The organism is Shinella sp. S4-D37 (assembly GCF_040812195.1).
Taxonomy (GTDB): domain Bacteria; phylum Pseudomonadota; class Alphaproteobacteria; order Rhizobiales; family Rhizobiaceae; genus Shinella.
In genome coordinates, this window is the sequence record NZ_JBFNXL010000003.1 from 443,388 (window position 1) to 465,144 (window position 21,757).

The window sequence follows — 21,757 nt, forward strand, 5'->3', positions numbered from 1 at the left end:
CCTCTCGCCCTTTGATCGGCGTCCAACAGAAGAACTCCAGAAAGCATTTCCCGGCATGGGCTTCAGCCGGTCGGTGACCGAAGCCCTATCCGTGCCGTGAGGCTAGGTCATCCCTGCGTGTGCGTAACTGATTTTCCACCCCACGCAGATCTGACATGAAACAGCAAGGAAACAGGTGTGACGAACAAGAACATGTACCTCAGCAACATAGACCTGATCATATTTGATTGCGATGGCGTGCTGATCGACAGTGAGTATCTTTTCAGCGCGACCATTTCCGAAACACTGAAAGATTTGGGCATCGATTTGCCTGCATCGGAGGCACACCGGAAATTCACCGGCACGCCCATGACGGGCATTATGGAGATGTGCCGCACTGAATACGGCGTCACCGACCCAGCCACGCTGGCCCGTTCCACCAATGAAAGGTTTTATGAGCGGTGTCAGGAGCGTCTGAGAGCAATGCCGGGCATTGAAGACGCCATTTCCCGGGTCAAGCGGCCTAAATGCGTGGCGTCCAACAGCACGCTGGAGCGGCTAAGAAACAGCCTGGGTATGCTTGATCTATGGAACGCCTTCGCCCCCGACATCTTCAGCGCCGAGCAGGTCTCACGCCCGAAGCCTGCGCCTGATCTGCTGCTGCTTTGCGCAGAAAGGTTCAAAGCGCGCCCCTTCGCCTGCGTGATGATAGACGACAGCGCGCATGGAATGGCCGCCGCGGTTGCTGCCGGAATGATCCCGATTGGATTTATCGACCCGAAAGATCCGCGGCAAGATCGCCATTCCACCCTTTCGGACCACGGAGCGCATGCCGTCGCCTTGGGGGCAGGCGCAATCCTGGACATATTGGAAAGCATCGACAGGCAATTGGCCGAGGACTTGCAGACAGGACATAGTACCGAAAAAAGTTTTGCGTGCGAGGATTGACTTGACTATGACGGGCGTTGTCCTGTGGCCATGAAACGCTTCAAGAAAGGCTTAATGTGCCCGACAGTGCTTTGTCCGATACCGAAAGCGCGCATCTGGCTGCGCGCGTCGTCTGGCTGTATTTCGTCGGCGGATTGACCCAACAGGAGATCGCAGAGCGGCTACAGATTACCCGCCTGCGCGCCAACAAGCTGATCGGTCAGGCGCGGATTGACGGCTCTGTCGTCTTTGATATTCGTTTGCGGCTTGCCGAATGCGTCGCGCTTGAAGAGGCCCTTAAGGAGCGTTTCGGTCTGGAGGACGTCTGCGTCGTGCCAAGCGTTCCCGATTATGCCGAACTCCAGCGGGTCGTCGGAGAGGCGGCCGCGGCCATGGTCCATACACTGGGGTCGGGCCGAAAGGGGCTTGGTGTCGGTTGGGGCAGGACGCTTAGCTGCTGCGCGAGGCGGCTGGACGATTTGCGCTGGCCCGACCCATGGGTCGTCGGCCTGATGGGCGGTGTGTCCCGCGGCTCTGGCATCAACACATTCGAGGTGTCGACGGCTGTGGCCCATGCGCTTGGCGCAGAGTGCTATTACCTGACCGCACCCATCTATTGCCCCAGTGCTGAAAGCCGCCAGATACTGAGTTCCTACGACCAGATCGCAACTGTTCTGCAGCGCGCCGAAGAAGCGGAAATGTGTCTGGTATCGTGCAGCGACCTGTCCGACCGCAATCCGATCATGTCAATCGGGATCGTCAAGCAACTCGTGAACGAATTGGAGAGCTTGGGTGCGATCGGCGAAGTGCTGGGCTGTTTCATGGATGCCGACGGAGGCATCGTTCCCCACCCGATCAATAGCTGCGTCATGGCGCTGCCGTTGGAAAAATTGCGCCAAAAGCCGATCTCCATCTTGGCGTCCGGCGGATTGAACAAATTGCCGATCATACGCTCCATTCTGCGTGGCCGATACATCAACAGGCTGGTAACCGACGAACAGGTCGCGCAGGAATTGGTGAATTAGCAATTGATGGGGTTTCGACATCTAGCAAGATGGCTGCGCGCACCTGCCGAATTGCGTATCCTATGGAAGATGCGCAGCCACCCCGCAGCGTCCTCACCACCGCATGCGCCAGGTCGGGAACAACGTTGACTGTAGCAATCATCCGCCCGCCGCCTACGTGGACACGATCTCGTCACGAGCGCAAGGCGATGGCCGATCCAGGAACGACCCTCGAAGTGGTCGAGGCCGAGTTCCTCCTTGAATTGCTGATGCGCCTGCGCGCAGATCCAGCGTGCCTTGATCGCACCGGCCAGTTTCTTGGTGGGAATGTCTGCGGGTAAATTCGCGAGGTAGTATTTCCGCTCGCCGTTGAAGCGATGCTCGCCTATCATCCAGGTCTCCTCATCAGGCATATGTTGCGCCCCCGAGCGCCGATGCGCTGTGGTGGACCGGCAGCGATGTGCACGCAAACGGCGGCAAAGCGCGCGACCAGGCGCCCTTTCGTTCCCCGGCACCAACTGACCTGCCGCCATTTCGCATCTTCGAGCATTGCCTGGGCGGGACGTGAGCTTGGAGGACGTGGTAGCCGTCGGAGGCAGATCGTCTGGTTTCCTGAGCGCGTTGAGGCACGGCTTTCCGTTAACGCCAGGACTCATGCGCTTTGATGAGCAAGACAGGCATCAGTTACTTTTGGAACGCGTGACAATCACGCCGGGCGTGTAGCCGAAGGCTTTCTTGAACGCGGTCGTGAAGTTCGCCGCATTCGAACAACCGTAAGCGCGAATTTCCCCGCACCTTTTGCTGTTGAGTGCTCTCATGCATGAGTTGTCCACCAAAATAGATGGACACCAGTGATGGAAGAAGATGAGCAGAAACTGCGGGTGAGACTTGTCGGCCGGAACGGTCGACGCCGCTACGACCCCGCATCGAAGGACCGTCTTGTCGCGGCCTGCCATGAGCCTGGCGTGTCGGTATCGAGGCTTGCGCTCGAACACGGGGTCAATGCGAACCTCCCGTTTGCACCATGGATTCAGATTCGCCGCAAAAAGGGAAATCCCCGTGAGTCAGCAATGGAAACCGTTGGTATAAAACGTATGTGTGGGCAAATAATGCTAGGGCCGTGGCGATGCCCAGGCGTGCAACTTTTGACTGTGTCACCTGAGCAATCGACGCGCAACGATGAGCTATTGCAACATGATGGGTAACTTGGAAAGCCAGCCTTGCCCCCGACTGGCAGGAAGCATAAAAGATGTGATTTACTAGTAATAGGATCGCCTTCTAAATGTCGAAGTCCGAGTCGTCCTCCGCGAAAAGTGTCGCTCCCGCCCTCACACGCGGACTGAAGCTTCTCGAGTTCATAGCCCGCAGCGACGAACGCCAAACGTTGACCGATATCGCCAAGGAGTTGGACATTGCAATGAGCTCCGCACATTCCCTGTGCAAGACGTTGCAGGCCGATGGTTATATCGAGCGATTTTCCGACGGATCATTCGACCTGACGCTGAAGGTGCTAGATCTCGCCAGTTCCAAGATCAACAAGTATGACATAGTCCAGCATTTCTACGATATCTGCGACGAGATCCCCCTGATCCGAGAAAATGCGGCCGTCATTTCGGTGCTGGACGGCGGCGACGTCTTCTATATCGGCGTGCGCAATTCACCGCAGCCGCTGGGCGTCACGTTCAAGGTCGGAATGCGTCTTCCCGCCTGCTGCACGGCAACCGGAAGGGCTTTTTTGGCAGCCATGACCGATCGGGAGGTGAAGGCGCTCTACCCCGCCGAAAAGCTGCCGCAGGTCACCAAGGCCAGCACGGAAACCCGAACGGAACTTCTGTCCATCCTCGCCGAGGCACGCAGGAACGGCTATGCAGTGGAGAAGGGCGGTACGCGCCCGCACATGTATTCCTACGGCGTACGCCTCACGAGTTCTGTGGGGCGGTCGACGGCCAGCGTCGCCGTTATGCTTTACGAAAGCGACGCTACGCCAGAAGTCGAGATCAACGCCGTCGCCGCGGTGAAGGAACTCGCCACCCGCTTGTCGCGCTTTGGCCAGATCGTCGCCTAACTCTGATTTGCCCCACCCCCTCTGACCTGGAGCTTGACGGCTCCGCCGATATTCGGTATCTAAAACGAAATTCATCATATGGAATTTGATTTCACATATCGAATTCCATATGGTCAGGGAGGGGACTTTGACCAAGTTTATTGCTGCGGCCGTGCAGGCCGCCCCTATTGGCGGCGACACGGCCGCGACCGTGGAAAAGACGAAAGCTCTGATCCGCGACGCCGCGAGCCGTGGGGCAAATGTCGTCGTGTTTCCGGAGGCATTCATTGGCGGATATCCAAAGGGCGCGAGTTTCGATATTCATATCGGCGGCCGTACGCCTACTGGCCGCCAGGAATTTGCCGATTATCACGCAGGCGCGATTGCCGTACCGGGCCCTGAGACCCACGATATCGCCGAGGCCGTGCGCGAAGCCGGCATTCACCTGACGATCGGCGTCATAGAGCGGGACGGTGGAACGCTTTATTGCACCGCCCTCTATTTCACCCCTGACGGATTTGCCGGCAAGCACCGCAAGCTGATGCCGACGGCTGCGGAGCGGCTGTGCTGGGGCTTCGGCGACGGCTCCACCCTGGGCACAGTGGATACGCCCTGGGGTCCAATGGGCGCTGTGATCTGCTGGGAAAATTACATGCCGATGATGCGTATGGCGATGTACGGCAAGCGTGTCGCCATTTATTGCGCACCAACGGCGGACGACCGCGACAGTTGGGCTGCCACCATGCGCCATATCGCGCTGGAAGGCCGCTGTTTCGTAATATCCACCTGCCAGTATCTGACGCGCGCCGACTTTCCCGCGACGATGGTCAACCGGATCACGGAAGAGCCTTCGGACGTCCTGATGCGCGGCGGCGCCATCATAATCGATCCTCTAGGGCGGGTGGTCGCAGGTCCCGATTACTCCGGCGAGACGATCCTGACAGCAGAACTAGACACGGACGACATTGCACGCGCGCAATTCGATTTCGATGTGGTCGGGCACTATGCCCGACCCGACGTCTTTACCTTGATTGTGAACGAAGACCCGCAGTCGCCTGTCGTGGCCACGCGGACACCGTAGGCGGACCAAAACCTCAGCTGTCCATTTTGAACCCGCTCCTGTCCATGGAGCGGGCGTTTCTCGTTGGGTTAGGTTATTGAATCAAAATAATTATTCTAAATCTAGCGGCATCACGGCATTGACAGGACTTCATAATTCTTTATACAGAAGAGGCTTCGATATTTCGAATTATGGATACATTGTCCGCTATCTGGCGGCTGCGAGGAGGGGTCGATGGTCTTTCATGTGGAGTATTCGCGGACGGTTCCAGAGCGCAGACCTGAGGGCCACCTGCCGGCGGCCCCCCGTCATGCATTGCGCTGGACCAAGCCGGTCGCGACCATCGTTTCTGATTACTTCGCCTTGCAGGGGGCGGATCTCCCCTGGGACAGCCAGGACGCGTTCTTCCGCCTAGGCCAGGCGAGTTTTTCCGGTCCGGATGGCCCGGAAGCATCCGAGATCATGCGCAGCACCGATGAGGCAGGCCATATCAACGCGGTGATCGTCGGTTACTGGACAGACGCCGTCGCTCATGCCCGGTTCTGTCTCAACGCCCCGTTGATCTCGTGGTTCGCCGACGAGGCGCGCCTGTCAGGGCCGAACGGTGTTTGGCGTGAGACGATCCGCGTACCCTATGACAGGCATGAGACGATCTATTCAGAAGACTGGTATCGGGTTGGTATCGGGCGAACGACGGACAGCGTGATCGTTCCGATCACCACCAACGGCTTCTTCGGCGCCGCGCGCGACCGCATTCCCCTCTCGGCAATCGACCACCTGCAATCGGCGCACGGAATGACGATGCCGTGCGCCGACAAGGCTATTGCCGGGAAGGGCCAGCGGCTGTTGGTACTGGCGCCCGTCAACATGGTAACTCTGCGTTCCGGACAATACTGGGCCCACGCAGGGGATGAGCAACTCGGCGACTATGTCGACAACATGCGTCCGCGGCTGATGACGGGGATGAACTACCTGCTCGACAACAAGCAGGAAACCGGGACGCTTGCCCTGCGCGTGCTGACCAACCTCGCCGAGGACGGGACGGAACTGAAGGAGACATCGGTGGTCGCCCATTTCCTCTCCCTTGAAAATCTCGAGGGATGGGCGGCATCCCACAAGACCCATCTCGATATCTACCGGCATGCCATCGCGATGAACCGGAAGTACAAGCAAGACCGCGAGTTCGTTTCCTGGCACGAGCTTTTCGTGAGCCTGACCGCACGGTTCGACTATGTGAACTGCCATCCGAGAACAGGCTTACTGCCCTTTGTGGATGCATTCGATATCGGCTGATACGCGGGTGGGAAGTCGACGAGAAGAGCAGGCCACGCCCTTGACAGGGGTATGTAAACGGCACAGAATTCATCATCATGAATTAAATTCGATATACGGAACAAAAAGAGGGAATTGTCATGACTGTCATTCGCCCGACCAGGGAGGAGCTCCGCTCCGTCGCGGAAAGCCTGTCTCTCGATCTGCCGGACGGCGATCTGGAATTCTTCCATGGTGCGATGCAGCCCGCGTTCGACCTCTATGACCGGGTCGACGCCGAACCGGATTATCTGCCGCCCGTCAAATATTCGAGAACGCCTGGCACCAGACCGGCGGAAGGTTCCGATCCACTCAACGCATGGTATGTCCGCACGGACATAAAGGGAGCCAGCGAGGGAAAACTCGCCGGACGTACGGTTGCGATCAAGGACAACATCGCCGTCGCCCACGTACAGATGATGAATGGATCCTCGATCCTCGAGGGCTATGTTCCCGATGTCGATGCGACGGTGGTGACACGCTTGCTCGACGCCGGCGCGACAATTTCCGGGAAGGCGCAATGCGAGTTTCTCTGTCTCTCTGGCGGCTCCCATACAGGTTCACAGGGACCGGTGCGCAATCCGCACAATCCAGCTCACTCGGCCGCCGGATCGTCATCCGGCTGCGCGGCGCTCGTGGCGAGCGGTGAGGTCGACTTGGCGATCGGCGGCGATCAGGGTGGCTCGATCCGTACGCCCGCTTCCTACTGCGGGATTGTCGGCATGAAGCCGACCTGGGGCCTCGTTCCCTATACCGGCGCGATGCCGATCGAACTGACGATCGATCATCTCGGGCCGATGACGCGCAACGTCGCCGACAACGCCCTCATGCTGGAGGTGATTGCTGGTCCCGACGGGCTTGATCCGCGTCAACCCACGTTTCTCCAGGCGCAAGCCTACACCGACGCGCTGGGCAAAAGCGTGGAAGGCTTACGGATCGGCATCCTGAGCGAAGGCTTCGGCCATCCGGAATCCGAAGCAGAGGTGGATGCAAGCGTGCGTAGCGCCGCTGCCCGGTTTCACGATCTCGGTGCGTTCGTGGAAGAAGTTTCGATACCAATGCATCGGCTCGGCCCGGCGCTCTGGATGGTCGTGGCCTTCGAGGGCGCCACCGAACAGCTCATGAAGGGCAATGGTCACGGCTACAACTGGAAAGGTCTCTTCATCACCAGCATGGTCGAGGCTCAAGCCGCATGGCGCACGCGCGCCAACGAACTGCCGGACACAGTCAAGCACACGATACTTATCGGCGAGAGCATGATCCGCGCCGGCGGTGGACGCTATTACGCCAAGTCACAGAACCTAACGCGAAAGCTGCGGCAGGAGTACGACGCTGCGCTAGCGCGCCATGACATACTGCTTATGCCAACGACGCCGATGAAAGCGCCGCCCCTTCCGGGCGCCGATTCATCCCGGTCGCTGGCGCTCCGGCGCGCTACGGAAAACATGAACAACACATTTCCGTTCGACCTCACAAGCCATCCGGCCATCAGCATTCCGTGCGGCAAGGCTGACGGCCTGCCCATCGGGATGATGCTCGTCGGACGGCACTTCGACGAAATGACCCTCTATCGCGCCGCCCACGCCTTTGAACAGACCGTAGGGTAACCATCAACTGTTGAGAACAGCCTGAATCTTTAATCTGCAACAAAAAGGGGAACAAAATGAGCATATCCAGACGTGAATTCCTAAAGACGGCAGCAGTGTCTTCTGCGGTTTTGGCTGTTGGCCCGGGTCTTCTGAGCAGCAAAGCGTTTGCTGCCGACGATATCCTGGTCGGAGGTATCCACGATCTCTCTGGTGGCCTCGATCTTTACGGCAAGCCGATGGCTGACGCCTTGATCCTGGCGGCGGAAGAAATCAACGAGGGGGGTGGGCTGCTCGGCCGCCAGATCAAGCTGATCACGCAGGATCCGCAGTCCAACATGCAGCAATACACGCAGATCGCCCAGAAAATGGCGCTCGGCGACAAGGTAGCCGTCGTTCAGGGAGGCATGACGTCGTCGTCGCGTGAGGTCATTCGCCCGATTTTGGACAAGGCGAAAACGCTTTACTTCTACAACACGCAATATGAAGGCGGTGTCTGCGATCGGAATACCTTCTGCACCGGCGCAACGCCGGCGCAGAACCTCGCGTCAGCCGTGCCGGAGGCGATCAGCCGCTTCGGCAAGAGGATCTACGTCGTCGCCGCGGACTACAACTACGGCCAAATCATTTCCGAGTGGGTGAAGAAGTACGCCAAGGAGCACAGCGGAGAGGTCGTCGCCGTCGAGTTCTTTCCGCTCGATGTCTCCGAATTCGGCCCGACCATCCAGAAGATCCAGGCCGCCGCGCCGGCCATGGTATTCTCGGCACTCGTTGGCGGCGCGCACGTTTCCTTTTATCGACAATGGGCGGCGGCAGGTCTCAACGGGAAGATCCCGCTGGTCTCCAGCACATTCAGCCACGGCCAGGAGCAGATAGTCCTCTCGGCCGAGGAAAGCAACGGCATAATCACCTTCGCAAGCTACTTCGAGGCAATCGACTCTCCTGTCAACAAGGCTTTCTTGGACCGCTGGCACAAGCGCTTCGGCGATGACTATCCCGTTGTGACCGAATTTGCCTCCAACACATATCAGGGCATGCATCTCTGGGCCAAGGCCGTCGCGCACGCCGGCACCACCGATCGTATGGCGATTATCGAGGCGCTGGAAACCGGCATTTCCCTCGATGGGCCGAGCGGCAAGGTCACGATCGATCCGCAGACCCATCACGTAAAGCTCGACGCCCGCATGGCCGAGACCGAGAACCAGAAGTTCAAGATTCTGAAGCAGTGGGATCAACAGGCGTCAGTAGACACCCAGGCGGTCTGCAATCTGAACGAGAACCCCGACACAAACGAACAGTTCGTCATCAGGCCGTAACGACGGCCCCTCCCGAAGCTGTCCGGCCGTCAAAGGTGGCCGGACAGCTTGAAAGAACCTTTCACGAGCGCTGTCTCGCTCCCGCTCCGAGTACGGAGGGGGCGGGCCATTGCCATTACAAAGGATGCAAGCCGTGACCTTTGCATTAACCGCCGGGCTAGAGATTCTCGCCGGCGTTTCGAGCCTCATTCTCATCGCCCTCGGCCTCGCCATTGTCTTCGGCATGATGCGCGTGATCAATCTAGCCCATGGCGAATTCCTGATGCTGGGCGCCTACACCGCCATTGCAGCGGTAAAGCACGGCGTGAATTTCTACATCGCCATTCTCTTCGTCGCGCCCGTCGTCGTGGGCTTGCTCGGGCTCGTCGTCGAGCGCTTGGTCGTTCGCCACCTCTATGGCCGCATCATCGACACGATGCTTGCGACATGGGGTCTGTCGCTGCTCTTCGTCGGCTTGGTCACCACGGTCTTCGGGAACACGACGACCGGTATCTCCTCGCCGATCGGGGCCGTGACGCTGGGAAGCGCTAATGTCAGCGGCTACAAATTCTTCATCGTCGGCGTGGCGGTCGTGACGGTGCTTCTCCTGGTGCTTCTCTTCAAGAAAACAGAGTTCGGGCTGATTGCGCGCGCGACGATGCAGAACCCGGACATGGCCGCCGCGGTCGGCGTCGATCCGAAGCGCACCTACGCGATCACCTTCGCGCTTGGCGCGGCGCTGGCCGGCCTCGCAGGCGGCGTCATGGCGCCGATCACCGGAGTGCTGCCCGGCATGGGCACGAGCTTCGTAGCCAAGGCCTTCATCACCGTAATCGGCGGTGGCGCATCTGTGGTTGCTGGCACCCTAAGCGCATCCAGCCTGTTCGGCACGGTCAACCAGGTCGCCAGCTTCCTGACGACCCCCGTCTTTGGCGAAGTCGCCATGCTGCTCGCTGCCGTCGTCCTTGTCCGTCTCATGCCGAAGGGCATCACCGGGCGGCTTTTCAGAGGAAGCATCTAATGACACTGGATTGGAACAACCGGGTCGCAGCGCTGGGCGCAGGGAGTGGAGCGCTGCTCGCAGCCCTTTTCTTTCCCGCGATCTTCAATGAATACGAGATCTTGCAGATGACGATATACGTCATCCTGGCGATCCTCGCGCTCTCGCTTGCCTTCATTTGGGGCTGCGGCGGAATCCTGTCCTTCGGCCATGCCGTGTTCTTCGGACTTGGTGCCTATTCCTACGCGATAGCCGCGATCAATTTCGGCGAGACGACGTCGGCACTGCTGTTGGCGATCGTCGTTCCGTGCCTGTTTGCGGCGGCGCTCGGCTATCTAATGTTCTACGGCCGGATCAGCGACGTTTATCTGGGAGCGATCACGCTCACGGTGTCGCTCATCTTCTTCAAGGTCGCCAACTCTACGTCCGGCCCGGCTTACACGATCGGAAAGGCGCCGCTTGGCGGGTTCAACGGCATTCCGTCCGTTCCGCGCCTCACTGTTCCGGGTTTCCCCGCTTGGGAACTCGACACGATCGGACTTTTTACGCTTTGCATCGTCGTTCTAGCGGCGACCTATATCGGCCTGCGATATCTTGTTGCCAGCGACTTCGGGCGCATCGTCGTCTCGGTCCGGGAAAACGAGACGCGATCCGAACTGTTGGGCTATGATGTGCGCCGCTACAAGCTGGTGACCTTCATCATCGGCGCCGGCCTCGCCGGCCTCGCGGGCTGCCTTTACGCCAACTGGGGCAACTATACGGACCCGACAGTCTTTGCGCTTTCGCAGTCTGTACAGATCATCATCTGGGTCGTGGTCGGCGGCGTCGGCACGTTCATCGGACCGGTTCTCGGCTGTTTCTTCATCCAGTGGCTGACAACATGGCTGACAACCATCGACACAATCAACAAGGACGTCATTCTCGGCGCCATTCTGACGCTGATGGTGCTGCTGCTGCCTCAAGGCTTCGTCCCGACGCTGCAACAGCGTCTGCGCACGCGGCAGGCGCGGACAGTCCGCCAGCAGGAGAAAACGGCATGACCAACGCAGCGCCTCTCGTTGAAACGAAGGACCTCGGAATCCATTTCGGCGGACTGAAGGCCGTCCAGGGCGTCGACTTCTCGCTGGCGCAAGGAGAACTGCGTTGTCTCATCGGCCCAAACGGGGCTGGAAAAACGACCTTCTTCCGCTTGCTCACGGGCGTCCACCGGCCATCGGTCGGAAGTGTCGCGATCGACGGAGTGCCACTCAGGGGGTTGCAGACACACCAGATCGCGAATCTCGGTGTCGGCATCAAGACGCAGATTCCCAGTCTCTTCAACAATCTCACCGTCCGGGAAAATATCTGGCTTTCGGCGCGTCGACGCAATTCGCGAACGCAGGCCGACAGCATTGCCGACGAGGTACTTAAGACCATCAGGCTCAGCGTCGAGGCCTCAACCGAGGTGGCGAAGCTTTCGCACGGCCAGCGGCAATGGGTCGAGCTCGGCGTGGTCATCGCCGGCCGTCCCAAGCTAGTGCTGCTCGACGAGCCGGCCGCCGGTATGACTGGGCGAGAACGCGAGAGAACGGCCGAACTGATTCGCGAGATCAATGGCCACTGCGCGATCATCGTCGTCGAACACGATATGGAATTCATCAAGATGATCGCCAAGACCATAACGGTCTTCAACCGCGGACAGGTCCTGATGGAGGATACGGTCGATCGGGTCCTTTCGGACCAGCGGGTGAAGGACGTCTATCTAGGCAAGCAGGCAGGAGGTGTAACGCTATGATCCTTTCGGTTTCCGATCTTGCCTCCGGCTACGGAGCCATTCCCATCCTGCACGACATCAGTTTCGATGTCGCCGACGGCGAGTGCGTCGGTATCTGGGGACATAACGGGATGGGCAAGACGACGTTGCTCACGACCTTGCTCGGGTATCGCGCTTTGACGCGCGGCAGGATCAAGTTTGACGGTAAAGACGTGACCCGGGTGTCGACACACCATCGTGCCCGAAGCGGCATGGGTCTCGTGCCGCAGGGACGGCAGATATTCCCGACGCTGACGGTCGCGGAAAACCTGCGCATGGGCAGCGCGGTTTCGGGCGGACACCGCAAAGGCGTCACCGAAGAGGTTCTTGAACTCTTTCCGCGGCTGAAGCCGCTCCTTCAGCGCACAGGCGGCCTGCTCTCGGGCGGCGAGCAGCAGCTACTGGCGCTGGCAAGATGCCTGTGCGGCGAGCCCAAGATGATGATGCTCGACGAGCCGACCGAGGGCATCCAGCCATCGATCAACGAGGAGATTGTCGACACGCTCTTGGACCTGCGCAGACGCAAGAGCCTCACGCTCATCGTGGTGGAGCAGCGGCGCGAGTTCATCGCCGCGCTCTCCGACCGCGTGCTGATCATGCAGAAGGGTACGATCGTGCAGGAAGTGCTTCCGCGCGATCTGCTTGCCATGGAAGAATTGCACTAAGCATCGAGCGGGACGCTCATCCAGCCTGGAGGAATGCGATGAAGACATCGCTGCGCATGAAACTGATCGGGATACAGGTTCTTCTACTCGTGCTCGGCGTCGCTTCCGGCGTTGTCGGACTTTCGGGCAGCAAGAAGCAGTTGATGACGAGCGAGGTGATCGTCAACGAAAGCATGCCCAGTCTCGCCGCGTCTGGCGAGTTGCAGATCGCCCTGTTAGAATTGCGCCTTGCCTATATCCGCCAGTTGGTCGCCGTAGATGCGGAAAGCCGGACGGCAGCGCTCGAAGGCGTGAAGCAGTCGCATGCGGCGTTCAGAAGTGCGCTTGACGCCTACAAGGCGGTGATCGACACCAATGCGAAGCAGGTCGGCTACGAGGCGATTTCCGAAAATTATGCAGCTTATGTCAAATTGGGCGTCGAGTTTTTGGGCATGATAGAGCAGGGCATGCAGTCCGCGCCTGCCAGACACTTTGCCGACGAGATGGAGCCGCTCGGCGAGACGATCCGCGCCGCCATCTCCGATCTCATCGCGCTTGATGGCGATGCCGCCCGGGCCGCAGCGTTGGATGCCTCGCAAACCGCCTCCGAATCCAACGTCGCGCTTTATGCCATGATCGCTATCACACTCCTCATCGCATCCATGGCAACGGCAGGAGCGATCTTCGACATTTCCAATCCGATCCTTAGGATCACATCCTCGATGCGCCGCCTCGCTGCAGGCGACGTCGTCAGCGCCGTACCCTATACATCACGGCGCGACGAAATCGGTTTTATGGCGCAGTCGGTGGAGATATTCAGGAAGGTGGCGATCCATTCGGCCGCACTCGAGCACGAGGCTAATGAAACTCGGATGCGATCCGAAGCAGATAGGGTGGCTGCCCGCGATGCCGCGGAGGCGGCCGCCGCGATGCGGCTTTCTTCGGCAACATCCGGACTTGCCTCGGGTTTGAAGCGCATGGCGGCTGGTGATCTCTCTTTCTCCCTCGAGGAGCCGTTCTCGAACGAATTCGAGGCACTGAGGAGCGACTTCAACACATCCATCCGGCAGCTCGGGGAAACGCTTGCGGTCATTGCGGGCGGCGCGACCGCCATCGACAGCTGCGGACAGGAAATGTCGGCTGCTTCCGGCGCGCTCTCGCAACGTACGGAGCAGCAGGCGGTCAGCCTTGAGGAGTCCGCCGCCGCTCTCAACCAGATCGTCGAACACGTTCGGCAGTCGGTGACACGTATCGAGGACGCGCGGCTGCTGACGCACCAGGCCAAAGACGACGCGGTCGCCACGACAGTCGTGGCGACCGACACGCAAGCCGCAATGCGGAGGATAGAAAGCTGCTCGAAAGAGATCGCCACGATCCTCAGCGTCATCAACGAGATTGCCTTCCAGACCAATCTCCTGGCGCTGAATGCCGGTGTGGAGGCAGCGCGTGCGGGCGAATCCGGAAAAGGCTTCGCGGTGGTGGCGCATGAGGTTCGCGAACTTGCCCAGCGCTCGGCGACGGCAGCCGACGAGATCAAGGTGCTGATCGACAAATCGAGAACCGAGATATCCGGTGGCGTCAAACTTGTGGAGAGCATGACGTCGGCCTTGTCATCCATCACCGCATCTATCTCGGCCATTCACGGCCATATCGACGCCGTCGCTCACTCTTCAAAAGACCAGTTAGCAGGGCTGCATGGCGTGAACGGCGCTATCGGCGAGGTCGATCGATCGACGCAGCAAAATTCCGCAATGGCGGAGGAGGCAGCCGCAGTCGCAACCAACCTGATGTCTGTGACGGCCAATTTGAATTCCACGATAGGGCAATTCCAATTGCGTGAGACCCCGGCACGAACATCAGATTCTACACCGCCAACCTACGTGAAACGGATCGCATGATGCTGGGCACTGTAACGTTAACCCGGCGTCGATCAAAATGTGGGATCTGGCGGCATGACCAGACTCGCCCGTGATCCCCTTTATTGCCGTCATCGATTTCCAGCAGATGTGATTGCCCATGCGGTGTGGCTCTATTTCCGGTTTCCGCTCAGTTTGCGTATGGTCGAGGATATGCTAGCAGCACGTGGCATCATCGTTTCTCATCAGACCGTGTGCAAGCGCGATAAACACGTCACCTTGCCTGTAGGCTGGGTTTATGCTGCTGGCCGCGTTGTTACCGGGCCTGTCTTGTGATGGCGTGCAATTGCAGGACTGCGGATGAGATATGGTGGTGGGCCGTCGCCCTTATTTTGCGCCGCTCCTGCGGAGTAAACCGGATGAGGAGTTTGGCGAGCTGCGGATTGACGGCCATGATGAGGGCGATCACCGGCTTCGGCGTGGCAAGGAGGATCGGGGCCCACGCTTCACCGTCCAGACTGAGGCCAAGGGAAAATCCGATCGCCCAGGGACCGACGATAGTCTCGCCCTTGTGGTTCATGAAAATGGGATAGTAGTGCCCGGGGCGTCGCGCAGCAGGCTTTCCACTTCGTCGTGACGGTGCAGCACGGTATTGACGAGGCGCTCCTCGATCGAGCCTGGCCTGGTTTGCGGTATTGAGCCGCCGAATACGTGCGGCAACCATGTATGCGCAGGGATCTTCACCGGGCCGGCCACGACGGCCGCAATCAGCCCATCGATGGCGCTCACGCCGACATAGTCGTTGTGCCCATCGCCCCGAAGGTACTCATCGAGCTCGTCATAGGAAACGGCGGGCCGGGTCATGCGGCTTGACCGACCTGATCAGCTTTCCAGTTCCAAGGCAGCAGCGTATCGAGCTGGTTGATCGTCATGCTGCCCGATACGATCCGTTCGAGAACATCGGCAAGCCAGATGTATGGATCCAGCCCGTTCAATTTGGCCGAGTTGATCAACGATGCCAGGATCGCGAAGGTCTCGCCGCCCTGGACATTGCCGACGAACATCGAATTCTTTCGCGTCACGGCAACGGACTTCATCGAACGCTCGATGATGTTGGAGTCGATCTCTATCGTCCCATCGTCGAGGAAAGCGTTCAGGCCCGCCCAATGGGTGAGCGTGTATTTGATGGCCTTGGAAAGGGCGGACTGTGTTGAGATGTCGTCCTTCAGGTCGAGCAGGCGCGCCTTCAACTGGCGCATGACGGGAGCTGAGCGGAGTTGGCGGGTATTGTGACGATCCTCGGCGCTTTGCCCCCTGATCTCCTGTTCGATCTGGTAGACCTCGGCGAGGATCGATACGATATCGAGCGCCTCCGGCGATCCGGTCAGCTTGACCACATCGACGAATTTACGCCGGAATTGCTTTTGCCGCGATGTCTGGCAAGCGTCTTGTAGGCGGTATATCCGTCCACCTGAAGCACGCCGTTGAAGGATACCAATTGGCGCTCCGCTTCACGGGCGCTGCGGCTCTCGGAGACGATATAGCCGACCGCGGTGGAGCCGGTCCTTTCCAGGGGCGATCGTCCACGGCCTGCGCCCAGAGCTGGCAGACTTTCGTTCCCTTTCGCCCCGGATCGAGCCGCGGCAATCGGGTCTCGTCGGAAAAAACCCTTGGCTGCGAGCGAATGAAGGTCAGCAGCCTGTCGTAGAGTGGCTTGAGCCACCAGGCAACGCGCGTAACCCAGGCGCCGAGCGTTCCACGATCGAGGGCTATCCCGTGGCCCGCGAAGATCTGAGTCTGCCGGCAGAGCGGCAGGTGCCACGCGAACTTGGAAACGACGATATGGGCCGCCAATGCTGTCGTCGCCATGCCGCCATCCATGAAGCGGGCTGGCGCGGGAGCCTGGACGACGCCATTCTCGCATGCCCGGCAGGCATAGCGAGGGCGAATGGTTCGTTTGACGCGCAAAATGGCCGGAACGACATCGAGTGCCTCGCTCGTCGTCTCTCCAATGCGATGGAGCGTGCCGGAGCAACAGGCGCACGCGCGGCTTTCCGGCTCGCTTGCGGAGAAAACCTTCGCAGATCGCTGTCCCTGCGTTCCCTCTGGGGACACCGCCCTCGGATCAGCTTTCCGGCTTCACCACTGGCAATCAGATTCCATCTCACCTCATGCTTCGAACAAAGTGCCATCGCGCAGCATGGCGTGCATGATGACGGCAAGACGGCGAGCAAGCGCCACGCGTGCCTTTCTTAAACCGCACCGCTTCGCGATCTTCATGGCCCACCCCTGGCGAAGCTGCCGCGGCTGCGCGTCAGGATCGAGTTAGCCGCTTCGTAGAGTAGTTTTCGCACCATGCTGCCGCCTTGCTTGGTGATGCGACCTGTCCAATCGATCTCTCCGGATTGGTGACGTCTGGGGACAAGGCCGAAGTAGGCGCCGGTGGTGCGAGATTGTCGGAAGCGGCCAACTTCATCGATTGGCGCGGCAAAAGCAGCAGAGGTTTGAACGCCGACACCGGGGATGCTCATGAGTTGCCTGCAGGATTAAGATCGGTGGGAGAACTCACGCAGCACCAGATCCATTTCCTTGATCTGCTTCATCAACCCAGTTCTTACGGCAAGCAGCGCGGTGATGCTCTGGCCGAGGCCGGGGATGTTGGCGGCCTCCATGACGCGGTCGATAAAAGCCTTGCCCTGACCGGGACCGGGCTTGAAGCCGAAGGTCGCGCACAGGCCGCCGATCATGTTGTCGAGCCGCACCCGGGATCCGACCAGGGGGTTGCGGGTCGTGATGACGCTCCGCACGCCATGGGCGGCGGGGATTTGTCATACACCTCCTTGTAGAAGCCGGTCCTGGCCAATTGCGCCAGACCTTGCGGGACGCGCGATCACGGCCTGGGTGCCGCGCTCGTCAAGCCACGCGCGCAGGGCCTGACTGTCATAACCTTTGTCGGCGACGAGTTCGCTGGACGGCGGCGTGGCTTCGATGCAGCGTTGGGCGACCTTGCAATCATGAACGTTTCCCGGTGTCAGGAGCAGGACGACAGGACGGCCTTTCGCGTCGCAGACGGCATGGAGCTTGGTGTTGCGCCCACCTTTGGTGCGGCCGATACCATGAGCCAAGGCCTCCCTTTTCCTCCGCCCGCGCAGCGGTGGACCTTGATGCAACTGCTGTCGATGAACAGCCGATCGGATGCATCCTCGGCACCTGCCAGCGCACTGAAGATGCCCTCCCAAATGCCGCGCTCGGACCAGCAGACGAAGCGGTTGTAGAGCGTCTTCTTCGGCCCGTAGACATCCGCGCAGTCGGCCCAGCGCCCACCGCAACGCAGCGCATGAACGATCCCGCTCAGCTGTTTGATCGCGGGCTTTGATGGTGCAATCTTATCCATTGAATAGAGGGAAGGGCTATGGGGCAGGTTCTTCACGGGAGCGCCACAACGACAGAGGCAATCCGTCGAGCGATACAACATAGTCAAGAGAGCCTGAGGTCGCTTGCCAAGCGCTACGGCATAAACCAGAAGACCGTTGCCAAATGGAAGAAGCGAACCTCGGTCGCTGATCTGCCGACCGGTCCAAGCCAACCGAAGTCCACGGTCCTGTCCGGTGACGACAAGGCGATTATCATTGCCTTCCGCCGCCATACCCTTCTGCCGCTCGACGATTGTCTCTACAGCTTGCAAGCGACAATCCCGCACCTGACGCGATCGTCCTTGCACCGCTGCTTTGCAGCGCCATGGCATCTCCCGCTTGCCAGATGTCGAGGGCGACAAGCCTGCCAGGAAGAAGTTCAAAACGTACCCGATCGGCTTCTTCCACATCGATATTGCCGAAGTGCAGACGGGGGACGGCAAGCTATATCTGTACGTTGGCATCGACCGCACCTCGAAGTTCGCCTTCGCTGAGCTTGTCAACACGGCGACAGCACGTGCATTCCTCGGTGCTCTGGTGGCAGCCGTTACCTACAAGATCAAGATTGTTCTGACTGACAACGGCATCCAGTTTGCCGATCTGCCGAAAAACCGCTTTGGGCCGACAGCTATCTGGCGCGGGCATCCGTTCGATCGAGCCTGCCAGGCCCACGATATCGAACACCGCCTGACAAAGCCCAATCATCCATGGACGACTGATGTGATCGACAAGGGCTTTTTGATCGGATTTGCGCTATTCTCCTGTTGCGCATGGGTGACCGCGTGGCAAGAGCAGGGGTCCGAGGTGAGTGTCCTGCCGCGCAGCCTCTATCGTCGCACCTCATTTGCGGCATCCGTGCGCGCCTTCTTCGGACCTTGCGGGTTCCAGCCGGCAACGAAGCGGGCATAGGCGCCTTCGGCCTGCTCGACCCAGCGGCGCTCTTGCTCCCGGCGGCTCTTGATGTTGTAGGCGTGGGCGGCTCCCTTTTGGCTGCGCGCAGCCTTGCTTCCGGCCTTGAGTTCCATGTCGCGTAGCAACCGCCATCCTGTTCTAGCGAGGCGGTCGCAGACTTCACGACGTCGATCACGAAAGCGGCAACCTGCTTTCCATCGATAATGGTGACCATCGCTCAGCCCATACGTTCAGACTTGTAGGAACCGGGGCTAGGCGGGAAGACGATGGTCTTGTTGCCGTTCATGAAGACGCGGTGATGGATGTGGGCGTGCACGGCGCGGGCCAGCACCTGGCTCTCCACGTCGCGGCCGATCGAGACGTAATCGTCCGCCGACTGCGCATGGGTGATGCGCGCGACGTCCTGCTCGACGATCGGACCTTCATCCAGATCCTCGGTGACGTAGTGTGCCGTAGCACCGATCAGCTTCACGCCGCGCTCGAAGGCCTGCTTGTACGGGTTGGCGCCCTTGAAGGACGGCAGGAACGAGTGGTGGATGTTGATGATGCGGCCGGACATCTTCTTGCAGACGGCATCGGACAGCACCTGCATGTAGCGGGCGAGCACGATGAGTTCGGCGCCGGACTGCTCGACGATCTCCATCAGCCGCGCTTCGGCCTGCGGCTTGTTCTCCTTCGTCACCTTGACGTGATGGAAGGGGATGTCGTGGTTGACGATGACCTTCTGGTAATCGAAGTGGTTGGAGACGACGCCGACGATGTCGATCGGCAGGGCGCCGATCTTCCAGCGGTAGAGCAGGTCGTTGAGGCAATGGCCGAAGCGCGAGACCATGAGCAGCACCTTCATGCGCTCGTCGCTGTTGTGGAACTCGTAGCTCATCGCGAAGGCCTTGGCTACCGGCGCAAAGCCTGCATCGATATCGTCCTGCTTCGCGCCGCCTTCGCTCTTGAAGGTCAGGCGCATGAAGAACAGACCCGTCTCCAGATCGTCGAACTGCGAACTGTCGACGATGTTGCAGTCTTTCTCGGCCAGGTAGCCGGTGATCGCGGCGACGATGCCGCGGGTCGATTGGCAGGTTACGGTCAGGGCGTAGCTTTTCATTCGGCGTATCTCCAAGGTCATGAATATCAGAAGAATGGCGCGGCCCTCAGAGCCGCGCCATCCGTCGCTTGGGAGGCGAATATCAGGCAGGTGCGTGCTTATACGGCCTTCTGCAATTCCGGCAGGATCTCGAAGAGATCGCCGACGAGGCCGTAGTCGGCGACCTGGAAGATCGGGGCTTCCTCGTCCTTGTTGATGGCGACGATCACCTTCGAGTCCTTCATGCCGGCAAGGTGCTGGATCGCACCGGAGATGCCGCAGGCGATGTAGAGCTGCGGCGCGACCACCTTGCCCGTCTGCCCCACCTGCCAGTCGTTCGGCGCATAGCCCGCATCGACGGCCGCACGGGACGCACCGACGGCGGCGCCGAGCTTGTCGGCGACCGGCAGGATGACTTCCTGGAACTTTTCCGACGAACCGAGCGCACGGCCGCCCGAGATGATGATCTTGGCAGACGTCAGTTCCGGACGGTCCGACGAGGACAGGGCGTCGGAGACGTGGGTGGAAAGGCCCGGGTTTGCTGCGGCCGAGACGGTCTCGATGGCCGCGCTTCCGCCTTCGCCGGCTGCGGCAAAGGAGGCCGTGCGGACGGTGATCACCTTCTTGGCGTCCGTCGACTGCACCGTCTGGATGGCATTGCCGGCATAGATCGGACGCTTGAACGTGTCGGAAGAGACCACCTCGACGATTTCCGAGACCTGCGCGACGTCGAGCAGGGCGGCCACGCGCGGCAGCACGTTCTTGCCGACCGAAGTCGCGGCCGAGACGATGGCGTCATAGCTGCCGGCCAGTGAGACGATGAGCGCGGCCAGCGGTTCGGCGAGGTTGTTGGCAAGGGTTTGGTCGTCGGCGAGCAGCACCTTCGAGACGCCTGCCAGCTTTGCCGCCTGCTCGGCGGCGGCCTTCGCATTGCTGCCGGCGACGAGCACATGCACATCCGAGCCGATCTTGCTTGCCGCCGTCAGCGCCTTGGCGGTCTGGTCGGAAAGGTGGGCGTTGTCGTGATCTGCCAGAAGAAGAATGGCCATGTCTTGTCTCCCTTTCCGGTCTCAGAGCACGCCGGCTTCGTTTTTCAGCTTGTCGACCAGTTCGGCGACCGACTTGACCTTGACGCCCGCCTTGCGGCCCGACGGCTCCTCGGTCTTCAGCACCTTCAGGCGCGGCGCCGTGTCGACGCCGAAATCGCCGGGTGTCTTCTTGTCGAGCGGCTTCTTCTTCGCCTTCATGATGTTCGGCAGCGAGGCATAGCGCGGCTCGTTGAGGCGAAGGTCGGTGGTGACCACCGCCGGCAGCTTGACCTCGATGGTCTGCAGGCCGCCGTCGACCTCGCGGGTGACCTGGGCAGACCCATCACCGATCTCGACCTTCGAGGCAAACGTCGCCTGTGCCCAGCCGAGCAGCGCCGAGAGCATCTGGCCGGTCTGGTTGCTGTCGTCGTCGATCGCCTGCTTGCCGACGATGATCAGCCCCGGCTGTTCGGCCTCGGCCACGCCCTTGAGGATCTTGGCGACGGCGAGCGGCTCGACGGCGTCGTCCGTCTCGACCAGCACGGCGCGGTCGGCGCCCATCGCGAGTGCCGTCCTCAGTGTCTCTTCTGCCTTCGCAGGGCCGATCGACACCACCACCACTTCCTCGGCCTTGCCGGCTTCCTTCAGCCGCAGCGCCTCTTCCACGGAAATCTCGTCGAACGGGTTCATCGACATCTTCACATTCGCAAGCTCGACACCCGAGCCGTCCGCCTTGACGCGGATCTTCACGTTGTAGTCGACGACCCGCTTGACGGGGACCAGGATTTTCATGGGATTACCTCGAAGAAAGGGCATGATAGATGG

General features: G+C 60.1%; 21 protein-coding genes and 5 pseudogenes. 15 read left to right on the forward strand and 11 right to left on the reverse strand.

The annotated features are described in order from the left end of the window. Positions 1 to 177 precede the first annotated feature (177 nt). Positions 178 to 927 carry an HAD family hydrolase gene (locus tag AB3G45_RS06080; protein WP_367828805.1) on the forward strand — a complete coding sequence of 250 codons (750 nt, stop codon included), beginning with the start codon at positions 178 to 180 and terminating at the stop codon, positions 925 to 927. A 56-nt stretch (positions 928 to 983) separates the two neighbouring features. Beyond that, on the forward strand, positions 984 to 1,931 hold the full coding sequence (locus tag AB3G45_RS06085; RefSeq protein ID WP_367828804.1) for a sugar-binding transcriptional regulator: 948 nt from the start codon (positions 984 to 986) through the stop codon (positions 1,929 to 1,931). Between the two features lie 170 nt (positions 1,932 to 2,101). On the opposite strand, the pseudogene AB3G45_RS06090 reads toward AB3G45_RS06085, so the two are convergent. Beyond that, positions 2,102 to 2,478: pseudogene (locus AB3G45_RS06090) on the reverse strand (IS701 family transposase); the annotation flags it as partial. 286 nt (positions 2,479 to 2,764) lie between these two features. Between AB3G45_RS06090 and AB3G45_RS06095 the strand changes: the two are divergent. The 12 genes and pseudogenes from AB3G45_RS06095 to AB3G45_RS06150 all read left to right on the forward strand — a co-directional run. Then, positions 2,765 to 2,923 (forward strand): annotated as a pseudogene (locus AB3G45_RS06095) (transposase); the annotation flags it as partial. A gap of 269 nt (positions 2,924 to 3,192) precedes the next feature. After that, positions 3,193 to 3,975, forward strand: a complete 783-nt coding sequence (locus tag AB3G45_RS06100; protein ID WP_367829711.1) for an IclR family transcriptional regulator — start codon at positions 3,193 to 3,195, stop codon at positions 3,973 to 3,975. A 127-nt stretch (positions 3,976 to 4,102) separates the two neighbouring features. After that, the gene (locus AB3G45_RS06105) at positions 4,103 to 5,035 is read left to right on the forward strand and encodes a carbon-nitrogen hydrolase family protein (RefSeq protein WP_367829712.1); all 933 of its coding nucleotides are present in this window, start codon (positions 4,103 to 4,105) and stop codon (positions 5,033 to 5,035) included. A gap of 213 nt (positions 5,036 to 5,248) precedes the next feature. Beyond that, positions 5,249 to 6,307: a phenylacetaldoxime dehydratase family protein gene (locus AB3G45_RS06110; RefSeq protein ID WP_367829713.1), complete on the forward strand. Its 1,059-nt coding sequence runs from the start codon at positions 5,249 to 5,251 to the stop codon at positions 6,305 to 6,307. 119 nt (positions 6,308 to 6,426) lie between these two features. Beyond that, positions 6,427 to 7,932: an amidase gene (locus tag AB3G45_RS06115; RefSeq protein WP_367829714.1), complete on the forward strand. Its 1,506-nt coding sequence runs from the start codon at positions 6,427 to 6,429 to the stop codon at positions 7,930 to 7,932. A 56-nt stretch (positions 7,933 to 7,988) separates the two neighbouring features. Beyond that, a complete protein-coding gene (locus tag AB3G45_RS06120; protein ID WP_367829715.1) occupies positions 7,989 to 9,227 on the forward strand; it encodes a transporter substrate-binding protein in 1,239 nt (412 codons plus the stop codon). A gap of 124 nt (positions 9,228 to 9,351) precedes the next feature. Then, entirely contained in the window at positions 9,352 to 10,227 is an 876-nt protein-coding gene (locus AB3G45_RS06125) for a branched-chain amino acid ABC transporter permease (RefSeq protein WP_367829716.1), read from the forward strand. After that, positions 10,227 to 11,246: a branched-chain amino acid ABC transporter permease gene (locus tag AB3G45_RS06130; protein WP_367829717.1), complete on the forward strand. Its 1,020-nt coding sequence runs from the start codon at positions 10,227 to 10,229 to the stop codon at positions 11,244 to 11,246. Before AB3G45_RS06125 ends, AB3G45_RS06130 begins: the two co-directional genes overlap by 1 nt. After that, entirely contained in the window at positions 11,243 to 11,980 is a 738-nt protein-coding gene (locus AB3G45_RS06135; protein ID WP_367829718.1) for an ATP-binding cassette domain-containing protein, read from the forward strand. Before AB3G45_RS06130 ends, AB3G45_RS06135 begins: the two co-directional genes overlap by 4 nt. Continuing rightward, positions 11,977 to 12,663, forward strand: coding sequence for an ABC transporter ATP-binding protein (locus AB3G45_RS06140; RefSeq protein ID WP_367829719.1), 687 nt, complete (start codon positions 11,977 to 11,979; stop codon positions 12,661 to 12,663). The genes AB3G45_RS06135 and AB3G45_RS06140 overlap by 4 nt, the downstream gene beginning before the upstream one ends. 38 nt (positions 12,664 to 12,701) lie before the next feature. Next, complete coding sequence (locus AB3G45_RS06145) at positions 12,702 to 14,540, forward strand: methyl-accepting chemotaxis protein (protein WP_367829720.1); 1,839 nt, start codon at positions 12,702 to 12,704, stop codon at positions 14,538 to 14,540. A gap of 54 nt (positions 14,541 to 14,594) precedes the next feature. Next, positions 14,595 to 14,753: pseudogene (locus AB3G45_RS06150) on the forward strand (IS6 family transposase); the annotation flags it as partial. Positions 14,754 to 14,814: 61 nt separating this feature from the next. On the opposite strand, the gene AB3G45_RS06155 reads toward AB3G45_RS06150, so the two are convergent. From AB3G45_RS06155 to AB3G45_RS06185, 7 genes and pseudogenes are all read right to left on the reverse strand, one after another. Further along, positions 14,815 to 15,078: a hypothetical protein gene (locus AB3G45_RS06155; RefSeq protein WP_367829721.1), complete on the reverse strand. Its 264-nt coding sequence runs from the start codon at positions 15,076 to 15,078 to the stop codon at positions 14,815 to 14,817. Then, a complete protein-coding gene (locus AB3G45_RS06160; RefSeq protein WP_367829722.1) occupies positions 15,075 to 15,362 on the reverse strand; it encodes a UPF0149 family protein in 288 nt (95 codons plus the stop codon). Before AB3G45_RS06160 ends, AB3G45_RS06155 begins: the two co-directional genes overlap by 4 nt. Continuing rightward, a pseudogene (locus AB3G45_RS06165) lies at positions 15,359 to 16,559 on the reverse strand (IS66 family transposase); the annotation flags it as partial. The gene AB3G45_RS06160 and the pseudogene AB3G45_RS06165, both read right to left, overlap by 4 nt. Positions 16,560 to 16,774: 215 nt before the next feature. Next, positions 16,775 to 17,029: a transposase gene (locus AB3G45_RS06170; RefSeq protein WP_367829723.1), complete on the reverse strand. Its 255-nt coding sequence runs from the start codon at positions 17,027 to 17,029 to the stop codon at positions 16,775 to 16,777. A 15-nt stretch (positions 17,030 to 17,044) separates the two neighbouring features. Continuing rightward, positions 17,045 to 17,260, reverse strand: a complete 216-nt coding sequence (locus AB3G45_RS06175; RefSeq protein WP_367829724.1) for a hypothetical protein — start codon at positions 17,258 to 17,260, stop codon at positions 17,045 to 17,047. A 66-nt stretch (positions 17,261 to 17,326) separates the two neighbouring features. Next, entirely contained in the window at positions 17,327 to 17,623 is a 297-nt protein-coding gene (locus tag AB3G45_RS06180; RefSeq protein ID WP_367829725.1) for a transposase, read from the reverse strand. Then, on the reverse strand, positions 17,530 to 17,973 hold the full coding sequence (locus AB3G45_RS06185; RefSeq protein WP_367829726.1) for a transposase: 444 nt from the start codon (positions 17,971 to 17,973) through the stop codon (positions 17,530 to 17,532). The genes AB3G45_RS06180 and AB3G45_RS06185 overlap by 94 nt, the downstream gene beginning before the upstream one ends. Between AB3G45_RS06185 and AB3G45_RS06190 the strand changes: the two are divergent. Then, a pseudogene (locus AB3G45_RS06190) lies at positions 17,911 to 18,643 on the forward strand (DDE-type integrase/transposase/recombinase); the annotation flags it as partial. The gene AB3G45_RS06185 and the pseudogene AB3G45_RS06190 sit on opposite strands and share 63 nt — an antisense overlap. A gap of 397 nt (positions 18,644 to 19,040) precedes the next feature. On the opposite strand, the gene purU reads toward AB3G45_RS06190, so the two are convergent. From purU to AB3G45_RS06205, 3 genes are all read right to left on the reverse strand, one after another. Further along, a complete protein-coding gene (gene purU / locus AB3G45_RS06195) occupies positions 19,041 to 19,925 on the reverse strand; it encodes a formyltetrahydrofolate deformylase (RefSeq protein ID WP_367829727.1) in 885 nt (294 codons plus the stop codon). A gap of 98 nt (positions 19,926 to 20,023) precedes the next feature. Continuing rightward, complete coding sequence (locus AB3G45_RS06200; RefSeq protein WP_367829728.1) at positions 20,024 to 20,953, reverse strand: electron transfer flavoprotein subunit alpha/FixB family protein; 930 nt, start codon at positions 20,951 to 20,953, stop codon at positions 20,024 to 20,026. Between the two features lie 21 nt (positions 20,954 to 20,974). Beyond that, positions 20,975 to 21,724, reverse strand: a complete 750-nt coding sequence (locus AB3G45_RS06205) for an electron transfer flavoprotein subunit beta/FixA family protein (protein WP_367829729.1) — start codon at positions 21,722 to 21,724, stop codon at positions 20,975 to 20,977. Positions 21,725 to 21,757: the final 33 nt, after the last annotated feature.